This is a genomic window from Paraburkholderia sp. RL18-101-BIB-B, assembly GCF_046026985.1.
GTDB lineage: Bacteria > Pseudomonadota > Gammaproteobacteria > Burkholderiales > Burkholderiaceae > Paraburkholderia.
In genome coordinates this window covers 34140-51718 of record NZ_JARESV010000038.1, presented here as the reverse complement: position 1 = coordinate 51718, position 17579 = coordinate 34140, and the positions used below count along the sequence as shown (strand labels likewise).

Genomic DNA, 17579 nt, shown 5'->3' with positions numbered 1-17579 from the left:
GGCCCTCTCACCCACCGGCCGTTATACGATGGCGATTTCCTGGCGCACGTCTTGCGCCCAACCCAGGCGCTCAATTTCCGGCAATCCCATCCCATGAAACCCACTTTGTTGCGTATCGCGCTTGCGGCGGCCGCCGCCCTCCTGCTGCCTTCGGCACACAGCGAAGAAGTCGGCAGCGTCAATACCAATTTTCGCGTCACGGGCTCCGATCGCGTGGTCGTCGAGGCCTATGACGATCCCGTGGTTCAAGGCGTGACCTGCTACGTGTCGCGGGCGCGTACCGGCGGCGTCAAGGGTACGCTCGGCATCGCGGAAGACCCCACGGAGGCGTCGATCGCCTGTCGTCAGGTGGGCGAAATCCACTTCACGGGCCCGGTGAAGAAACAGGCTGACGTGTTCTCGGTGAGTATGTCGTTCATCTTCAAGTCGCTACATGTGGTGCGGGTGGTCGACGCGAAACGCAACTCGCTGGTGTATCTCACCTATAGCGACCGGGTGGTCAGCGGCAGCGCGAAGAACAGCGTGAGCGCCGTGCCGGTGCCGGCCGGAACAACGATCCCGGTCAAGTAGGCGCCGCCCTACGGCAAAAAACGCAGCCGGCCGACCCATCCGCGCATGAGGCGGCACCGGTCGCTACGCGTTACACTGACCGGTCCAGCCGGACCTTCGCCATGACCGCCGCCCATCGTTTCCAGGATTCCGCCCGCTACTGGCGCACGCCGCTTCTGCCCGGCGCGGACCTGCTCACGGCCGAATATCACGATCACGAGTTCACGCCGCATTGGCACGACGCGTACACGATTCCGGTGATCGTGGCGGGCGCCGAGGGTTACCGGTATCTCGGTTCCGACTATGTCGCCGAGGCCGGCAGCGTGCCGATCATCAATCCCGGCGAGTTGCACACCGGCTCGAAGGCGGTCGAGGCGGGCTGGCGGTATCGCGTGATGTATGCGCCGGTGGACTTCATCCACGCCCTCGCCGACGAAGTCAGCGGCAAGCCGCAGGCCTTGCCGTGGTTCGCGCCCGGCGTGATCCGCGACCCGGATCTGGCCGCGCGGCTGGCGCGCGCGCATCGTCTGCTGGAAGCGGGCGACGACGCGCTCGCTGCCGAGGCCGCCATGCTCGACGCCTTGTCCACGCTGCTGGTGCGCTACGCGCAAACGCAGCCGGCGCATTCGCGCCTCGCCCCCGACGACACTCGCGTGGCGATCATGCAGGAGCGCCTGACGGGCGACCTCGTCGAGCCGGTCACGCTCGCTGAAGTGGCCCAGGCGGCGGGACTCTCGCCGTTCCACGCAGCGCGTCTTTTCACCCAAACGACCGGTCTGCCGCCCCACGCGTGGCGCAACCAGGTGCGCTTGCAGCGCGCGCTCGCGCCACTGCGCGCCGGCGTTTCCGTCACAGATGTCGCCGCCGCCAGCGGCTTCACCGACCAGAGCCATTTCACGCGACACTTCCGGCGCATGTTCGGCGTGCCGCCGGGACGCTGGCAAGGCGTCTGACGCGGCGCTGGGGCACGGCTTGCTGGCAACCTCTGCGTGCCACGCTACGTGCTCATTCCGGCGCAAGATACGGCCTGGCGCCCACGCTCCCGCATCAAACCACCCCCATCCGCAAGAACGTACAAGCCCCGCCCGGCCGCCGCCGCTATGCTTCCCGAATCAAGGAGGCTAGATTGACCCATTCCACCGCAGGCCAGCCCACGAGCTCAGGCCATTTCAAAGAGTTCACCGCCGGCGCGCGCGACATCATTCCGATGATGGTCGGCGCGGCGCCTTTCGGCGTCATTTTCGGCACCCTCGTCGCATCCGGCCCGCTGCATCTATGGCACGGCCAGTTGATGTCGCTCGTCGTGTTCGCCGGCTCCGCGCAGTTCATCGCGCTCGGCCTGATCGCCGGACACGCGAGTTTCGCCGTGATCTGGGCGACCACGCTCGTCGTCAATTTGCGGCACGTGCTGTACAGCGCGACGCTCGCGCCGCACGTCGCGCATCTGCCCACACGCTGGCGCTGGGTGCTCGGCGCGCTGCTCACGGACGAAGTCTTCGCCGTCGCGTGGGAGCACTACCGGCATCGCGAACCCGGCACGGTCGGCCCGCACTACTTCTTCGGCGCCGGCTTGGCCATGTACCTGAACTGGCAGCTCTGGACCGTCGCCGGCCTGCTGTTCGGCGCGGCTTTTCCGGGCCTGCAATCGCTCGGCCTCGATTTCGCCATGGTCGCCACCTTCATCGCGATCGTCGTGCCGCAACTCGTCGCGTTGCGCTATATCGCGGCCGCCGTCACCGCGGGCACGCTGGCCTTCTTCTGGCAGGCGTGGCCATACAAGCTCGGTTTGCTCGGCGCGGTGTTCGCCGGCGTGGCGATCGGCGTGCTGCTTTCGACGTCGCGGCCCAACCTGCGCGGCACGGGCAAAACCGCGGAGGCGTCGCGATGAACTACGTCGTCCTGATTCTCGGCATGGCGGCCATCACGTGGGTGATCCGCGCCGCCGTCTTCGTGCTCGGCGACCGGTTGGTGTTTCCGCCGCTCGTGCGCACCGCCCTCGGCTTCGTGCCGGTCACCGTGCTGACCGCGATCATCGTGCCGATGGCGGTTTCGCCGCACGGCAGCGACGCCGAGCTGACGTGGCGCAATCCGCAACTGGTCGGCGCGCTGGCTGCGGTGGTTGTCAGCGCGTTGACGCGGCGGCCGCTTCTGACCATCGCCGTCGGCCTGACCGTGTTTTTTGTCTGGCAATGCGTCGTGCTCAAATAGGCGCACGCCGCTTTCATGCCGGCATCGGCGTCGTCCGGCTCGCGCCGCCCGCGCGCAAGCACGGCGACGCTTCCCTCTAAAGCGGGCGCCCCCCGCCCCGTGCTCCCTTAAGTTTCCCGTCAATCCGCCGTTATGCAGTCGAGGTCCGCTCGTCGGGATACGTCCCGCTGGTTACGCGGCATCAGGCAGGAATCAAGCGCGCCGGCATCGAACGCCGCGCCTCCCATGGCCCGCGTGGCCGGGCGGCGTGGCGAGGCCGCGCGGCAGGACCAAACGGGATAACACATGGGTCAAATCACCCTCACGCTCAAAGACGAGACCATCGCGACACTGCGCAAGGATTTCGACGCTTTTCTGCGGGTATCGCTGAAGCTCGATCCGCAGTTCGCGACGCCGTCGTTTGAGGATTTTTTGCGCGCCAAGCTGCTCGACAATATGGTGCCGCTGACCGAACACGCGGTTCAGCGGATGTTGCAGGGCGGCCAGTACGCCTGGGCTAAACGCACGCTGGACAAGGAGTTTCCGGATGTCGTCGCGATTCTGATGCGGCAGGCGGGCGAGTTCGGCTTCGGCTTCGCGGCCCGCTCGGAATGGACGCCGGAAGAACTCGCCAAGCAGTGCCGCGACTGGGCGGCGGCGATCGTCAAGGAAGCGGAAGGCGACGCCGTGCTGATCGACCCGCTCGCGGCGCAGATCAAGAGCGCGGCGCAGGACATTCAGGCGCTCGAGGAAGTCATGCAGACGCCGGCGTGGCGGCTGGTGGAATCGCTGCGTCAGCGCGTCTACGAGGCCAAGGTGGCGTGCGAAACGAGCGTGGGTAGCACCGCGCGCGAAAAGCTCGGCGAACTGCGCGGGCTGCTGCGGCTCGGCATTTCGCACGGCTCGTTCCAGAAGCAGGAAGCGCAGCAGATCATGGAGTTCCTGCGCCTGCTCAAGCCGGAGATTTTCGTGGAAGAGCCGTACGACGTGTTTTCGCGGATGGCGGCCTGGCTGCGTAATTTCTTCGTGCCGCCGCGGCCGGCGCCGCAGCAACAGCAGCAACGGCAGTCGCGCTGACGCTAAAGACCCTCGAAAACCTCTACAACGGCGGCAACCCGCCGCCGCTCAAGAGACGTATCGCCTACCAACGGACCAGGCCAACGGTCTTCACCCGCGTCCGTTGCTCAACGTTGATCGCGTTACCGCTGTTACGCACGGGAGCGCGCGCCGTCGCGCTCTTAATCCCACATCTTCCTGAGTTTCGCCCCGATTTCGATCTTCGCCTGCGCCGCCGCGGCCAGCCCGGCCGCCGTGGGCGCGCTCGGAACCGGCACGCGCGGCCATGCATAGGCGTCGAAGAGCGGCATCAGATGCGCGGGAATGAAGCGCGTACGCGACGCCCACACGTGACGATCGCCCATATGCGTCTGGTTGTGCACGTAAAAGCGCTGCGGCACGACGATATGCAAGTCCTCTTTCGCGCGCGTCATCGCCACGTAGAGGAGACGCCGCTCCTCGTCGATTTCCTCTTCGCTGCCGGTGCCGAGATCGGACGGAATGCAGCCGTCCACGCCGTTCAGCACGAACACGTTGCGCCACTCCTGCCCCTTCGCCGAATGGATCGTGGAGAGGATCAGATAGTCTTCGTCGATGAGCGGCACACCGGATTCGTCGCTGGTGGCGTCGGGTGGATCGAGCGTCAACTCGGTCAGAAAGCGTTCACGCGATGGATACGTGCCCGCGATGCTCTCCATCTGCAACACGTCCGCATGACGGATCGCCGCGTCCTCGTGATTGCGCTCGAGATGCGGCTCGTACCAGCGCCGCACCATTTCGAACTCGGCGGGCCACGGCGTCTGGCGCCCGTACACGCTCGACATCAGCTTGACGAACGGATGCCAGTCTTCTTGTGCGCGAGCCGGCGCGGTGAAGGCAGCCAATGCGCCGCCGGCGGTGTCGGCCGGATTGCCGCTGCCCGCGCGCGCGACGATCTCGTCGAGCACCTTCGCCGCGGTGGCCGGCCCGACGCCCGGCAGCAACTGCACGACGCGAAAGCCGGCGACGCGGTCGCGCGGATTTTCCGCCCAGCGCAGCACGGCGAGCACGTCTTTCACGTGCACCGAATCGAGAAACTTCAACCCGCCGAACTTCACGAACGGAATGTTGCGCCGGGTCAGTTCGATCTCCAGCGCGGCGCTGTGATGCGCGGCGCGGAACAGCACCGCCTGCGACTTGAGCTTCATGCCCTGTTCGCGCGCTTCCAGCACTTGCTCGACGATGTAGCGTGCCTGGTCGGCTTCGTCGGCGACGGTCACGAGACGCGGGCGCTGCGCCGACGCCTTGTCGGTCCACAAATTCTTCGTGTAGCGCTCGCTGGCCAGTTCGATCACCGCGTTCGACGCCGCCAGGATCGGCGCGGTCGAGCGGTAATTGCGCTCGAGCGTGACCTGTTTGGCCGGCGGATCGAAGTGCGCGGGGAAATCGAGAATGTTGCGCACGGTCGCGCCGCGAAACGAATAGATCGACTGGGCGTCGTCGCCGACCACGGTCAGGCCGCGGCCGTCCGGCTTCAACGCGAGCAGGATCGACGCCTGCAAGCGGTTGGTGTCCTGATATTCGTCGACCAGTACGTGGTCGAAGCGCGCCGACAAGTCGGCGGCGATTCCCGGCTCGGCGGCCATGTGCGACCAGTAGAGCAGCAGGTCGTCGTAGTCGAGCACGCTCTGTTTCTGTTTCGCCTCGACGTAGGCCGCGAACAGCATGCGCAGATCGGCCTCCGATTCACGGCACCACGGGAACGCCTTGTCGAGCACCTGGCCGAGCGACGCACCGGTGTTCACGACGCGCGAGTAAATCGCAAAGCACGTGCTCTTGGCCGGGAAACGCCGCTCTTTCGCCGACAAGCCGAGTTCGTGGCGCACGAGGTTCATCAGGTCGGCGGAATCCTCGCGGTCGTTGATCGTGAAGGCCGGCGCGAGGCCGATCAGATCCGCGTACTCGCGCAACAGCCGCGCGCCGACGCTATGGAAGGTGCCCGACCACGTCAGTCCTTGCGCCAACGCGGCTCGCGAACCGAGCGCCGCGCCGGCGATGCGTGTGACGCGCCGGGTCATTTCGAGCGCCGCGCGGCGCGAAAAGGTCAGCAGCAGGATGCGGCGCGGATCGGCGCCCTTCACCACCAGATTGGCGACCCGGTGCGCGAGCGTGTTGGTCTTGCCGGAACCGGCGCCCGCGATCACCAGTAGCGCGCCGAGCGGCGCGGTGGGCGTGTCGGCGCCGTAGTCGACGGCTTCGCGCTGCGCGTCGTTGAGCTTCGCCAGCCAGGCGGCGGTGTCGGACGTCGGGGACGTCGGGGACGTCGGGGACGTCGGGGACGTCGGGGACGGCGGGGACGTCGGGGACGGCGAGGGAGGCGCGGATTCGGCGACTGAGAGCACGATTGATTTGGGCGTTGGATGGATTCAGAGCGGCGACGCATACTGTATATCCATACAACTAGCGCAGACAAGCGACCCTTTTTTAGCCGCACGCCCTGTCTGCATTTTCAAGCGGCCGCACGGGCGAAGACCAGCGCAAAAAGAATGGCCCGTCGCACGAATGCGCACGGGCCATCTTTTGCCGGCAGAACATCGCGAGACGTTCATGCGCCCCGCGTCTGCCGCTGCCGCTGCCGCTGCCGCTGCCGCCAAGCCTGCTATTGCTTCTTCGCGTCCTTCACATTAGCGTCGGCGCTGGCCTTGTCGGCGTCGGCCTGCGCATCGGTCTTCTTCTTGTCGGCCTTGGCCTGCGCGACGGACGCCTTCTTGTCCGCCTTCGATTGTTCCTTGGCCGCCTTCTTGTCGGCATGGGTAACCGGCGCCGCGGCCGGATCGCTAGCCTGCGCGAACGCACCCGACGACAGGCAACCCGCGATCAACGCGGCGACAAGCGTGGTCTTCGTGGACTGGGTAATGCTCATGCGATACCTCCGTTGAAACGAGATGCCCGGACCTGAAAATCCGTTAAAGCGGCCGCGGCGGCAAAGCGCGCCGCCACGCCGCTTGATCAAAACTCGGCCTTAGTGCTTGACGTCGGCGCCGTCCGACTGGTCGCCCGTCTGGCCTTGCATGTTCATCTTCATCTCGTTGTTGGCGGTCTGCTTATCCGCCTTCTGGTTGATCTTGGCGTCGCGCACCTGTTCCTTGTACTGAACCTTGGCGGCCTTCTGCTGATCCTTGAGCTCCGCCTTGGATGCCTTTTTCGACGCGCGATATTCGGCGTTAGCCTTCGCATTGGCGTCGCGCTTCTGCACCAGCGGATCGGTCGAGCCCGACGCCGTCAGACGCGTCGGCGGCGGCGTCACCGGCTGCACGCCCTGCGCGGCAGGGGCGGTCGCGGTATCGGCGCCTTGCATCTGAACCTGCGGCTGGCCGTCCGTACCCGCTGCCGGTTGCGCGGTCTGCGCAAGCGCGGCCGTGGAAGCAAGAGCCGTAAGGGCGGTACCGATCAGAAGCGTACGAATCTGGGTCATGGCTAATCCTCTCTAAAGTTGTTGTGACGCGGGCGAGCTGTCCGGCGCTGCGCATTTGAGCCGCTGCATTTGAGTCACTGCATGAGCGCGCTCTGCGCGCCTCGCCCGGTCTGCTCGCTGCCAGATAAAAATCCAGCAGGCTTTCCCTATTGATCTGCACTTTACGAGTGAAGTTCATGTTTTACGACCGTCGTTACGGAACGTTTCACTTTCCGACAATCGCATAACATCTGCTTGCAGATGCTCACACGACGACGGCGCGCACCGCGAACTTCATCTAGGGCAAGCTTCTGGCTTATGATGCGAACCCTTTGCCTGAAGGTGCAAACGCCATGCCCAACCTCGATTTCACGCTCACCGGCGACTACGTCGAACTGCACAATCTCCTGAAGATAACGGGGCTGGCGGACAGCGGCGGGTCGGCAAAAATGATGGTCGCGGACGGTGCGGTCACCGTCGACGGCCGGGTCGAAACGCGTAAAACCTGCAAGATCCGCGCGGGTCAGGTTGTGCTGCTCGGCGATACGCGGATCGCAGTCCACGAGGCTTGACACGCGGCCCGTCGCCCGCAGTCCGAAAACTCGGAGCAACGTGCGCACCAAAATCGTGCCTCTTCCATCGACATCGCCGCGCCCAAGCAATAAGCTGTCAGTTTCGACAAACAAATAATCGGCTGACATACCCGGCTGGCGCCTGCCTCATGCATTCGCCAAGGCTCATCGAGCCGCCGCCCTCGCCTCCGCCCGCGCGCTCGTCGCGCCCGCCGTCGCGCTGTCGCCACTTCCGCCGCCAAGCGCTCCATGACTCAATCCGGCATCACCCGGGTGGCCGCCCGGCCGCCGACCCTGACCCGCCACGCGGCGGACACCGCGCGGCTCGCCGCGCCGCTCGCCATCGCGCAACTCTCGCAAATGGCGATGGGCGTCACCGACACGATCCTGCTCGGCTCGCTCGGCCCCGACGCGCTCGCGGCCGGCGGCCTCGGCGCGAACCTGTTTTTCGTGGTGGTCACGCTGCTGCAAGGCGTGCTGACCTCGGTCAGCGTGAGCGTGTCGCACGCGCGCGGCGCTCAGGACGAAGGCCGCGTGCCGCACATCTATTGGACCGGCTTTGTGCTGTCCGTGCTGCTGTCGGTGCCGGCGTTCTTCCTGCTCTCGTTCGCCACGCCGATCCTGCTCGCTTTCGGCGAACCTGCGCTGCTCGCGCGCAACGTCGGCGAATATGCGGCGGTGCTGCGCTGGGGCGCGCTCGGCAGCCTGATCGGGGTCGGCCTGATGCGCTCTTTCCTGCCGGCGATCGGCGCGGCCAAACGGCTGTTGTGGGTGTCGCTGGTGAGCGTCGGCGTGAACGGTTTTCTCAATTACGGCCTGATCCACGGCGCTTATGGCCTGCCGCGGCTCGGTTTTCTCGGCTCGGCTGCCGCGACCTCGATCACCGTCTGGTTGAGCGCGCTCGTGTTGATGGCGCTGTTGCATTTGCGCCCGCGCTATCGCCATTTCGTCGTCGCCACGCGGCCCGACGTGCCGCTGATGGGCGAACTGTTCGGCATCGGCTGGCCGGTCGCGATCACCTACGGCGTAGAGTCGACGCTCTTTCTCGCCACCGGCCTGATGGTCGGCCTGCTAGGCGAGTCGCAACTGGCCGCGCATCAGATTGCGTTGAACGTCGCCTCGGTGGCCTTCATGGTGCCGCTCGCGATCGGCCAGGCGGCCAACGTGCGCGTCGGCTTCTGGTCCGGCGCCGGCCAGCCGCTCGCCGCGCGCCACGCCGGTTTTGTCGCGCTCGCGCTCGGCGTCGCTTTCATGACGCTGTCGGGCCTCGTGCTGATCGCCGCGCCGCACTGGATCGTCGGCCTCTATCTGCATCTCGACGATCCGGCCAACGCTGCCACGGTCACGCTCGCGAGTTCGCTGCTCGGCGTGGCGGCGATCTTCCAGATCGTCGATGGCATGCAGACGGTCGGCTCCGGCTGTCTGCGCGGCCTGAAAGACACCCGCGTACCGATGATCGCCGCCGCCTTCGGCTACTGGGTGATCGGTTTTCCGACCGGCTACACGCTGGCGTTTCACTTCGGCCTCGGCGCGCGCGGTTTGTGGTGGGGACTCGCGGCCGGCCTCGCGAGCGTCGCGCTGCTGATGACGCTGCGCTTTCATAAACTGAGCTTGCGGCGCGTGCCGGCCACGTCTAGCGTGTCGCCGGTTAAATCCGCCTGAAGCCGAGCTTGAGGCGCGTATTCGCCACGCTCGCCACGCCGCCGGGCAAACGCGTTCAAAGCTGAACTAGCGCCGCTGGTCTCATCATGCGCGGCGCGCCGCCTGCCACATCGGTTTGAAGTCGCACTTGTAGCGCATCCCAATGCGGCCAGCACGGCGCCGGGCAAACGCGTTCAAAGCTGAACCAACGCCGCAGTCCACCCACGCTCGCCACACCGCCCGCCAATCCCGTTTGAACGATGCCCGGCTGGTTGCACGCGCAACCATCGGCGCACGGGAAATACGCCGCGAACGGTAAAATGCAGCGTTCCGGCCAATGGACGCGCACCCGCGCCCATGTGCCGAAAACCCGCTCGCGCGCCTCAAAAAGGCCAGCGCCGCCCGAAGGCTCATCACCCGCCATCAAGGCTTGCCGCTCTCACGCGGCAGACTCTCGCAAGCGCGCCGCCGGTGGCGCGCCGCTCGACCGACCCTGCTTCTCGCGCTAAAACATAACCAAGGACCACCCGTCATGCTTGCCCGCGTCACCCGTCTTTTCCCGCTCTGGGCCGTGCTCGTTTCGATTGCCGCGTACTTTTCGCCCGCCTCGTTCTCCGGCATCGCGCCGCACGTCACCACGCTGCTGACGATCATCATGCTGGCGATGGGCGTCACGCTCTCCGTCGCCGATTTCCAGCGTGTCTTCACGCGGCCCGCGCCGGTGATCGCCGGCATCGTGCTGCACTATCTCGTCATGCCTCTGGCCGCCTGGGTGATCGCCAAGGCGTTGCGCATGCCGCCGGATCTCACCGCCGGCATGGTGCTGGTCGGTAGCGTGGCAAGCGGCACGGCGTCGAACGTGATGATCTATCTGGCACGCGGCGACGTGGCGTTGTCGGTGACGATCAGCGCGCTGTCGACGCTGGTCGGCGTCTTCGCGACGCCGCTGCTCACGCGTCTTTATGTGGACGCGTCGATCGCCGTCGACGTACACGGCATGCTGATGAGCATCCTGCAGATCGTCGCGTTGCCGATCGTGGTCGGCCTGATCGTCAATCATCTGTTCGGCAAGATCGTGCGCAAGATCGAACCGATCCTGCCGCTGATTTCGATGGTCGCGATCGTGCTGATCATCGGCGCGGTGGTGGGCGGCACACAGAAGAGCATCGCGTCGGTCGGCCTCGTGGTGATGCTGGGCGTGGTGCTGCATAACGGCATCGGTTTGCTCGGCGGCTATTGGGGCGGCCGTCTGCTCGGTTTCGACGAAGCCGTGTGCCGCACGCTCGCGATCGAAGTGGGCATGCAGAACTCGGGCCTCGCCGCGACGCTCGGCAAGCTCTATTTCACGCCGATCGCGGCCTTGCCTGGCGCGTTGTTTTCGGTGTGGCACAACCTCTCGGGCTCGCTGCTCGCCGGGTACTGGGCGGGACGTCCCGCGAAAGGCTCCACGCATATGGATGGCGAGCGGGTGTTGAACGCCGGACGCGGGTAACAGCAAGCCGCGAGGCGCGCCGCGCGTGTCGCGATTGCTTCACGACCCCGACGCGTGCAGCGTGCACGATCGGCGTTCAATAGCAGCTTCTGCCGGTGCGTCCACGACGTATCGGCAGAGCGCGCAACGTGCGCAGTCGAACGCGAAAGTCCAGTCGCCGCGATCGCGTGCAAGAACGAAAGCCCATCGGCCTGATTCCCCTTAGAATGCATTTCTCGACAGCGTGAGCCACTCATGCGCTGTCGCCATGACAAGCCTGCAAACTAGGGGAAAAGCGTGCCGTCGCATCAAGATCAAAGCTGGGCCGCACTGAAACGCACGTGCGCGTTTAGCATGCCCCGAAGGAAGTCCCCTTGGGGGACAACGAGACAATTCTTCCTGCTGTGTTGCGCAACGGTATTTTTGACTGCCTGCGCGACCAGGCCGCCCGCCACCGCATTCGACCGCGAGGTCACTCACGCACTCCCCGCCACGGAAACGACTCCGCTGCACACGGCGCTCACGCCGCTCGAAGCGGCACATCCGGGTCAATCCGGCTTCCGGGTTCTCGCGAGCGGCACCGACGCGTTGCAGATGCGCATCGCGCTCGCGCGCGCCGCGACCAAAACGCTCGACATGCAGTACTACATCGCCAACGAGGACACCACCGGCAAGCTGCTGCTCGGTGCCGCGCTCTATGCGGCCGATCACGGCGTGCGGGTGCGCATGCTGGTCGACGACCTGAATTTCAAGGACATCGATCGCGTGATGGCGGGCTTGAACTCGCACGACAACATCGAGATTCGCGTCTTCAATCCGTTCGGCAGCGCGCAGGAAGGCGTGTTCCAACGCACCACCAACGTGTTCACGCAGATCGGCCATTTCACGCGCCGCATGCATAACAAGGCGATGATCGCGGACAACCAGATCGCGATCGTGGGCGGCCGCAATCTCGGCGACGAATATTTCAGCGCGAGCGAAACGCTGCAGTTCCGCGATCTCGACGTGCTGGCCGCCGGCCCGATCACCGCCGACGTCTCCGCGAGTTTCGACGACTACTGGAACAGCAGCATCGCCTATCCGTTGCGCGTGCTGAACAAGCAGAAATTCGACGCAAAGGAATTGGACCAGACGCGCGACGAGTTGCGTCAGCATTGGCGCACCAACGCCGATCCGTACAACGCAAAACCGCTGAACGCCACTCCGCTCGCCTCGCAGATCGCCAACGATCAACTCGGCTTGACTTGGGCCCCGGCCGAGTTCAAAGCGGACTTGCCCGAGAAGATCGTGCATCCGTCGCCGGATTATGTGAGTCCGCCGATGCAGCGGCTCGGCGAATTGATGCGCGATGCGCAGAAAGACTTCCTGATCATTTCGCCCTACTTCGTGCCGCACGATGCGGGCGTCAAGGCGGCCGGCGAACTGACGCATCGCGGCGTTCGCATCGCCGTGCTGACCAATTCGCTCGCCGCCACCGACGCGGTCGCCGTGCAGGCGGGCTACAGTCCGTATCGCGTGCCGCTCCTGAAACAGGGCGTCGAGTTATACGAATTCAAGCCGCAGCAGAACACGCCGACCGCGGGCGTTGCCGGCTCGCGTTCGCGCGCCAGTCTGCATGCCAAGACGTATGTGATCGATCGCAAGATTCTGGTGATCGGCTCGATGAACCTCGATCCGCGTTCGGCCAATCTGAACACCGAACTGGCGCTGGTGATCCACAGCCCGCCGCTCGCCGAACAGGTCGCGCAAATCTTCGGTCGCGCCACCGGACCCGAGGAAAGCTATCGCGTCACGCTCGCGGACGAGGCGCAGTTCGCTTATCTGCGCTCGATCGGCGCACCGCTCTCGCCGCTCGTGTGGACCGACGTCGAAAACGGCATGCGCCGCACCTACATATTCGATCCGCAGGCCGGTTTGTACCGGAATGCGCTAACAGGTCTATTCTCCCTATTGCCCGTCAACGCAGAACTTTGAACAGCGGAGTGGAACATGACAGAAGACGTACGAATGGAGCGTGACACGTTCGGCGAGATCGCCGTGCCGAACGCTCGTCTATGGGGCGCGCAGACTCAGCGCTCGCTGCAGAACTTCCGCATTTCGACCGAGAAGCAATCGCCTGAACTGATCACCGCGCTGGCCGTCATCAAGCGCGCCGCCGCCGAAGTCAACCTGGGCCTCGGCGTGCTCGACGAAAGCAAGGCGAAGGCGATCATGCAGGCCGCCGACGAGATCATCGACGGCAAGCATCCGGATGAATTTCCGCTCGCCGTGTGGCAGACCGGCTCCGGCACGCAGACCAACATGAACCTCAACGAGGTGATCGCGAATCGTGCGAGCGAACTGCTCGGCGGCGAGCGCGGCGAAGCGCGCAAGGTGCATCCGAACGACGACGTGAATCGCGGCCAGTCGTCGAACGACGTGTTTCCGACCGCCATGCACGTGGCCGCGGCGTATGCGATCGTCAAGCATCTGCTGCCGGCGCTGAAGACGCTGCGCGATACGCTCGACGGCAAGGCGAAAGCTTTTGTCGACATCGTCAAGATCGGCCGCACGCACTTGCAGGACGCCACGCCGCTCACGCTCGGCCAGGAGTTTTCAGGCTACGTCGCGCAACTCGAGCACGGCATTCGTCACGTGGAATCGGCGCTGCCGCATCTGTACGAACTCGCGCAGGGCGGCACCGCGGTCGGCACCGGTTTGAACGCGCATCCGCAGTTCGCTGACAAGGTCGCGGCCGCCATCGGCAAGCTGACCGGTTTGCCGTTTGTCTCGGCACCGAACAAATTCGAAGTGATGGCCGCGGCCGACGCGCTGGTGTTCGCGCATGGCGCGTTGAAGACGGTGGCGGCGAGCCTGAACAAGATCGCCAACGACGTCCGTTGGCTGGCAAGCGGTCCGCGCTGCGGGCTGGGCGAACTGTCGATTCCGGAGAACGAACCGGGCAGCTCGATCATGCCGGGCAAGGTCAATCCGACCCAGTCCGAAGCGTTGACGATGCTGTGCTCGCAAGTGTTCGGCAACGACGTCGCGGTGAATATCGGCGGCGCGAGCGGCAACTTCGAACTGAACGTGTTCCGGCCGATGATCGCGCACAACCTGCTGCAATCGGTGCGTCTGCTCGCCGACGGCGCGCACAGTTTCAACGACAACTGCGCGGTCGGCATCGAGCCGAATCACGAGCGCATCGACACCTTGCTCAACGAATCGCTGATGCTGGTGACGGCGCTCAATCCGCACATCGGCTACGACAAGGCCGCGAAGATCGCCAAGAAGGCGCACAAGGAAGGCACCACGCTGAAAGCCTCGGCGCTCGCGCTCGGTTTTGTCACCGAGCAGCAGTTCGACGAATGGGTGCAGCCGAAGGATATGGTCGGCAATTCGGCGGGCTAATCGACTGTGTAATCACGCACGGGGGCGTGCAGGCTTGGCCGGGAGCTGAGGCGCTCCCTGCGCTCCAGCGTGATTCGAATCAACAGCAGGCCGCGCGGATATCGACTTCGCGCGGCCCGCGAGCGGCACTTGCGGCGCCGCCTACACCTTCCCCTGCGCCACCTCTTCCGGCTTCAATTCGACGATCGCGTCGAGCGCTTCCTTCACGTCTATCGCGTACCTGGCGAGGCGTTTCTGTTCGTCCGTATCCGGCACGAAGGCCGGCACGGGCACTGGCTGGCCGTTCTCGTTGACGGCGACCATCACGATCAGGCAATCCGTGGTTTGCAGCAGCTCGCCGCCCTTCGGATCGCCCGCCTGCACCGAAACATGAATGTGCATGCTGGTTCGGCCCGTGGCCACGACCCGGGCGCGCAACTCGACCAGGTTGCCGACCAGAATCGGCCGGCGAAAGCGGATATTGCCCACGCTGACCGTCACGCAATAGCGTCCCGACCACACCGCCGAGCACGCGTACGCCGTCTCGTCGATCCACTTCATCAACGCGCCGCCGTGCACCTTGCCACCGAAGTTGACCGAGCTCGGCTCGGCCAGAAAGCGGAAAGTGGTTTCGGAACGGTCCAGCGGCGCTACGGGAGGGGTGCTCATCTTGACTCCGGTCAATCGGATGCATTGAAAGGAGGCGATTATACGAGCGCAATATTGGCCCGTCGTGGGTGGGATGCGGCGCGCGGAAGAATTCCAGTGGGAGTGCGGCCTAAGCTTTCGGGAAGCTTTCGTTATGCGCCAGCTCAGCTCGCCTCGGCAATCTCGGACGCGACTTCGGAAATGGCCCCGCTTCGCGGGGCGACCGCCGACATGAAGCGCTCGCGATAATCGAGCGGCAGCACGCCGAAGCGCCGCAAAAACGCCCGCCGCAAGTTCTGTTCGCTGCCGAAGCCGCAGTCGAGGGCGATTCGCTTGAGCGGCCGGCGCGATTCGGCGAGCTCGCGCGACGCCGCTTCCAGCCGCAGCGCCGCGACGGTTTTAGCCGGCGTGCGGCCGACTTCATCGACATAGCGTCGCGCGAAAGTGCGCGGGCTCATCCGGGTTCGCTCGGCGAGCCGTTCGACCGACAGGTCGTCGCGTAAATGCGCCGCCATCCAGCTATGCAAGGCCTCGAACGGCCCATTCGCCGAGGCCTGCGCCGCCAGCGCCGCGCTGTACTGCGACTGGCCGCCGGGCCGCTTCATGAAGACCACCAGGCGCCGCGCCGCCTGCATCGCGACCGCATGCCCGACGTCCTCCTCGATCAGCGCCAGCGCCAGATCGATGCCCGCCGTCACCCCCGCCGAGGTCCAGACGACGCCATCGCCTTCGTGACGCCCGGCATCGCGGATAAAGATCGGATCGGCATCCACATGGACATTGGGAAAACGGCGCGCGAGCCGCGGGGCGTCGCGCCAGTGCGTGGTCGCGCGGCGGCCGTCGAGCAGGCCCGCCGCCGCCAGATAGAACGCGCCGGTGCACACCGAGCACACCCGCCGCGCACGCGGCGCATGGCGCCGGATCCATGCGACGAGTTCCGGTTGCAACGTGCAGTGTTCGTCGACGGGGACGCCGGGAATGATCAGCGTGTCGATCGGCTGGTCGTCGAGTGAATCGAGCCGTTCGGTGACGATCGGCAGGCCGGGGAATGTCTGCAATATGCCGCCGTCGATCGACGCGACCGTCGTGCGGTAGGCCACGGGTTGTGGCGTGCTGCGTCCCGAACTGGCCGAACTGGCCGAACTGATCGATATGCCCGATCGGCCCTCATCGCTGGCGACTCCCTCCTCGCTTTCCACGGCTTTGGCAACACTCGCTGCCGCTATCCCGGCAACCGTTAACTCAGCGCGCCAGAACGCCTCCAGCGGCCCGCAAGCGTCGAGCAGCACCAGATCCGGTGCGACTGCGAAAACGATATGACGCGCCGCCATCAGGACACCTCCGCGGCCAACTGCCGCTTACGCGACCACGCATAGCCGAGCGTGGCGAGCGCCGCCGCCGCGAGCAGCGGAAAAATCGCGACGTTGATCGTCGTCCAGCCGAAGCGCGCCAGCAATTGCCCTGCAAACAGGGAACCCAGCGCGGAAAACGCGAACGTCGTGAATTCGCTGGTCGCTTGCGTCTTGGCGCGCTCCGACGGCCGGTACGACTGCGCGAGCAACGTCGAGCCGCCGACGAACATGAAATTCCAGCCCACGCCGAGACAGGCGAGCGCCGCGTAGAAATGCGGCAGATCGGTCGAACGCAACGCGAGCACACCGCACAGCGCCGACAGCACAATGCCCGCGCCGATCACCCGCAGCACGCCGAAGCGTTTGATCAGCCGCGCGGAAAAGAGCGACGGCGCGAACATGCCGACCAGGTGCCACTGGATGATCGCCGCGCCGTCGCCGATCGTGTGCCCGCAGGCGACCGCGGCGATCGGCGTCGCGGTCATCACGAACATCATCACGGCGTAGCCGAGCGCATTGTTGGCGAGCGCCGCGGCGAAGATCGGCTGCCGCACGATCTCGCCGAGCGGCCGCGCCGCCTCGTGAGTCGCCGTCGTGCTCACGACGGGCGCCGCGTCGCGATACAGGAGCGCCAGCAAGGCAATCGATAGAAGCCCGAAGCCTGTCACCAGCGCATACGAACCCGCGAATGCGACCGGCGCCAGCCAGTCCTTGCTCCATGCGGCAAGCAGCGGTCCACAGATGGCGGCCACCACGCCGCCCGCCAGCACGGTCGAAATCGCGCGGCTTTTGTCTTCGACGCCGACCGCATCGGCGGCGGCGAGCCGGTAGTACTGCGCGAACGCCTGAAACACGCCGACCGTCGCCGTGCCGGCGCAGAAGGCCCAGAAACTGTGATGAAAGATCGCCCACACCGAAACCGCCCCGCCGAGCGCGCCGACGCCCGCGCCGAGCACGAAGCCCGCGCGCCGGCCGATGCGCGCCATCAGGAACGACGCGAAGATCGTCGTCAGCGCGGCGGCGACGGTGATCAGCGAGAACGGCAGCGTGGCGAGCGCCTTGTCATCGGCGAGCGTGTAGCCGACCAGACCAGTCAAGGTCAGATCGATCGATACCGATGACGTGTACAGCGCCTGGCAAATGGCCAGCACGCGCGCGGCGCGCCGGTCGTGCGGATCGGAGTCGCGCAGGCTGGCCGGATGGGTGGGAACGGCGGAAGCGGCGGACGGCGGCATCGAAAGGTCCCGGGCGGCGGAAGTGAGATGACCTGATCGTCACATGAGCGTCGATGGCAGAGATGC

At 65.6% G+C, this 17579-nt stretch carries 16 protein-coding genes; 10 read left to right on the top strand and 6 right to left on the bottom strand.

Going from position 1 to position 17579, the window contains the following annotated elements:
* Nucleotides 1-93 precede the first annotated feature (93 nt).
* From P0D73_RS34585 to P0D73_RS34565, 5 genes are all read left to right on the top strand, one after another.
* Nucleotides 94-570, top strand: coding sequence for a CreA family protein (locus tag P0D73_RS34585; RefSeq protein WP_132373553.1), 477 nt, complete (start codon nucleotides 94-96; stop codon nucleotides 568-570).
* A gap of 101 nt (nucleotides 571-671) precedes the next feature.
* The gene (locus tag P0D73_RS34580) at nucleotides 672-1502 is read left to right on the top strand and encodes a helix-turn-helix transcriptional regulator (RefSeq protein WP_408181063.1); all 831 of its coding nucleotides are present in this window, start codon (nucleotides 672-674) and stop codon (nucleotides 1500-1502) included.
* A 173-nt stretch (nucleotides 1503-1675) separates the two neighbouring features.
* The gene (locus tag P0D73_RS34575; RefSeq protein WP_132373551.1) at nucleotides 1676-2437 is read left to right on the top strand and encodes an AzlC family ABC transporter permease; all 762 of its coding nucleotides are present in this window, start codon (nucleotides 1676-1678) and stop codon (nucleotides 2435-2437) included.
* A complete protein-coding gene (locus tag P0D73_RS34570; RefSeq protein ID WP_408257139.1) occupies nucleotides 2434-2757 on the top strand; it encodes an AzlD domain-containing protein in 324 nt (107 codons plus the stop codon). The genes P0D73_RS34575 and P0D73_RS34570 overlap by 4 nt, the downstream gene beginning before the upstream one ends.
* Before the next feature lie 285 nt (nucleotides 2758-3042).
* The gene (locus P0D73_RS34565; protein WP_132373549.1) at nucleotides 3043-3813 is read left to right on the top strand and encodes a DUF4088 family protein; all 771 of its coding nucleotides are present in this window, start codon (nucleotides 3043-3045) and stop codon (nucleotides 3811-3813) included.
* A 161-nt stretch (nucleotides 3814-3974) separates the two neighbouring features.
* On the opposite strand, the gene P0D73_RS34560 is transcribed toward P0D73_RS34565, so the two are convergent.
* The 3 genes from P0D73_RS34560 to P0D73_RS34550 all read right to left on the bottom strand — a co-directional run bounded on the left by P0D73_RS34560 (nucleotide 3975) and on the right by P0D73_RS34550 (nucleotide 7246).
* The gene (locus P0D73_RS34560; RefSeq protein ID WP_408434905.1) at nucleotides 3975-6056 is read right to left on the bottom strand and encodes an ATP-dependent helicase; all 2082 of its coding nucleotides are present in this window, start codon (nucleotides 6054-6056) and stop codon (nucleotides 3975-3977) included.
* Nucleotides 6057-6430: 374 nt separating this feature from the next.
* Nucleotides 6431-6694: a hypothetical protein gene (locus tag P0D73_RS34555; RefSeq protein WP_408290517.1), complete on the bottom strand. Its 264-nt coding sequence runs from the start codon at nucleotides 6692-6694 to the stop codon at nucleotides 6431-6433.
* A 99-nt stretch (nucleotides 6695-6793) separates the two neighbouring features.
* Nucleotides 6794-7246 (bottom strand): hypothetical protein, encoded by a 453-nt coding sequence (locus P0D73_RS34550; RefSeq protein ID WP_132373546.1) that lies wholly within the window; start codon nucleotides 7244-7246, stop codon nucleotides 6794-6796.
* 332 nt (nucleotides 7247-7578) lie between these two features.
* Here P0D73_RS34550 and P0D73_RS34545 point away from each other — a divergent pair, with 332 nt between their 5' ends.
* The 5 genes from P0D73_RS34545 to fumC all read left to right on the top strand — a co-directional run bounded on the left by P0D73_RS34545 (nucleotide 7579) and on the right by fumC (nucleotide 14299).
* Nucleotides 7579-7797, top strand: a complete 219-nt coding sequence (locus tag P0D73_RS34545) for an RNA-binding S4 domain-containing protein (RefSeq protein WP_011489423.1) — start codon at nucleotides 7579-7581, stop codon at nucleotides 7795-7797.
* 249 nt (nucleotides 7798-8046) lie between these two features.
* Nucleotides 8047-9459 carry an MATE family efflux transporter gene (locus P0D73_RS34540; RefSeq protein ID WP_408434893.1) on the top strand — a complete coding sequence of 471 codons (1413 nt, stop codon included), beginning with the start codon at nucleotides 8047-8049 and terminating at the stop codon, nucleotides 9457-9459.
* A gap of 511 nt (nucleotides 9460-9970) precedes the next feature.
* Nucleotides 9971-10930 (top strand): ketopantoate/pantoate/pantothenate transporter PanS, encoded by a 960-nt coding sequence (panS, locus tag P0D73_RS34535; protein WP_408434891.1) that lies wholly within the window; start codon nucleotides 9971-9973, stop codon nucleotides 10928-10930.
* A gap of 333 nt (nucleotides 10931-11263) precedes the next feature.
* Entirely contained in the window at nucleotides 11264-12883 is a 1620-nt protein-coding gene (locus P0D73_RS34530) for a phospholipase D family protein (protein ID WP_132373543.1), read from the top strand.
* Between the two features lie 15 nt (nucleotides 12884-12898).
* Nucleotides 12899-14299, top strand: coding sequence for a class II fumarate hydratase (fumC, locus tag P0D73_RS34525; protein WP_132373542.1), 1401 nt, complete (start codon nucleotides 12899-12901; stop codon nucleotides 14297-14299).
* Between the two features lie 141 nt (nucleotides 14300-14440).
* Here the strand turns inward: fumC and P0D73_RS34520 are convergent, their stop codons facing one another.
* The 3 genes from P0D73_RS34520 to P0D73_RS34510 form a co-directional block, all read right to left on the bottom strand.
* On the bottom strand, nucleotides 14441-14947 hold the full coding sequence (locus tag P0D73_RS34520; protein ID WP_132373541.1) for an acyl-CoA thioesterase: 507 nt from the start codon (nucleotides 14945-14947) through the stop codon (nucleotides 14441-14443).
* A gap of 143 nt (nucleotides 14948-15090) precedes the next feature.
* A complete protein-coding gene (locus P0D73_RS34515; protein ID WP_408434889.1) occupies nucleotides 15091-16257 on the bottom strand; it encodes a GlxA family transcriptional regulator in 1167 nt (388 codons plus the stop codon).
* Nucleotides 16257-17513, bottom strand: coding sequence for an MFS transporter (locus P0D73_RS34510; RefSeq protein WP_408434887.1), 1257 nt, complete (start codon nucleotides 17511-17513; stop codon nucleotides 16257-16259). Before P0D73_RS34510 ends, P0D73_RS34515 begins: the two co-directional genes overlap by 1 nt.
* Between the last annotated feature and the right edge of the window lie 66 nt (nucleotides 17514-17579).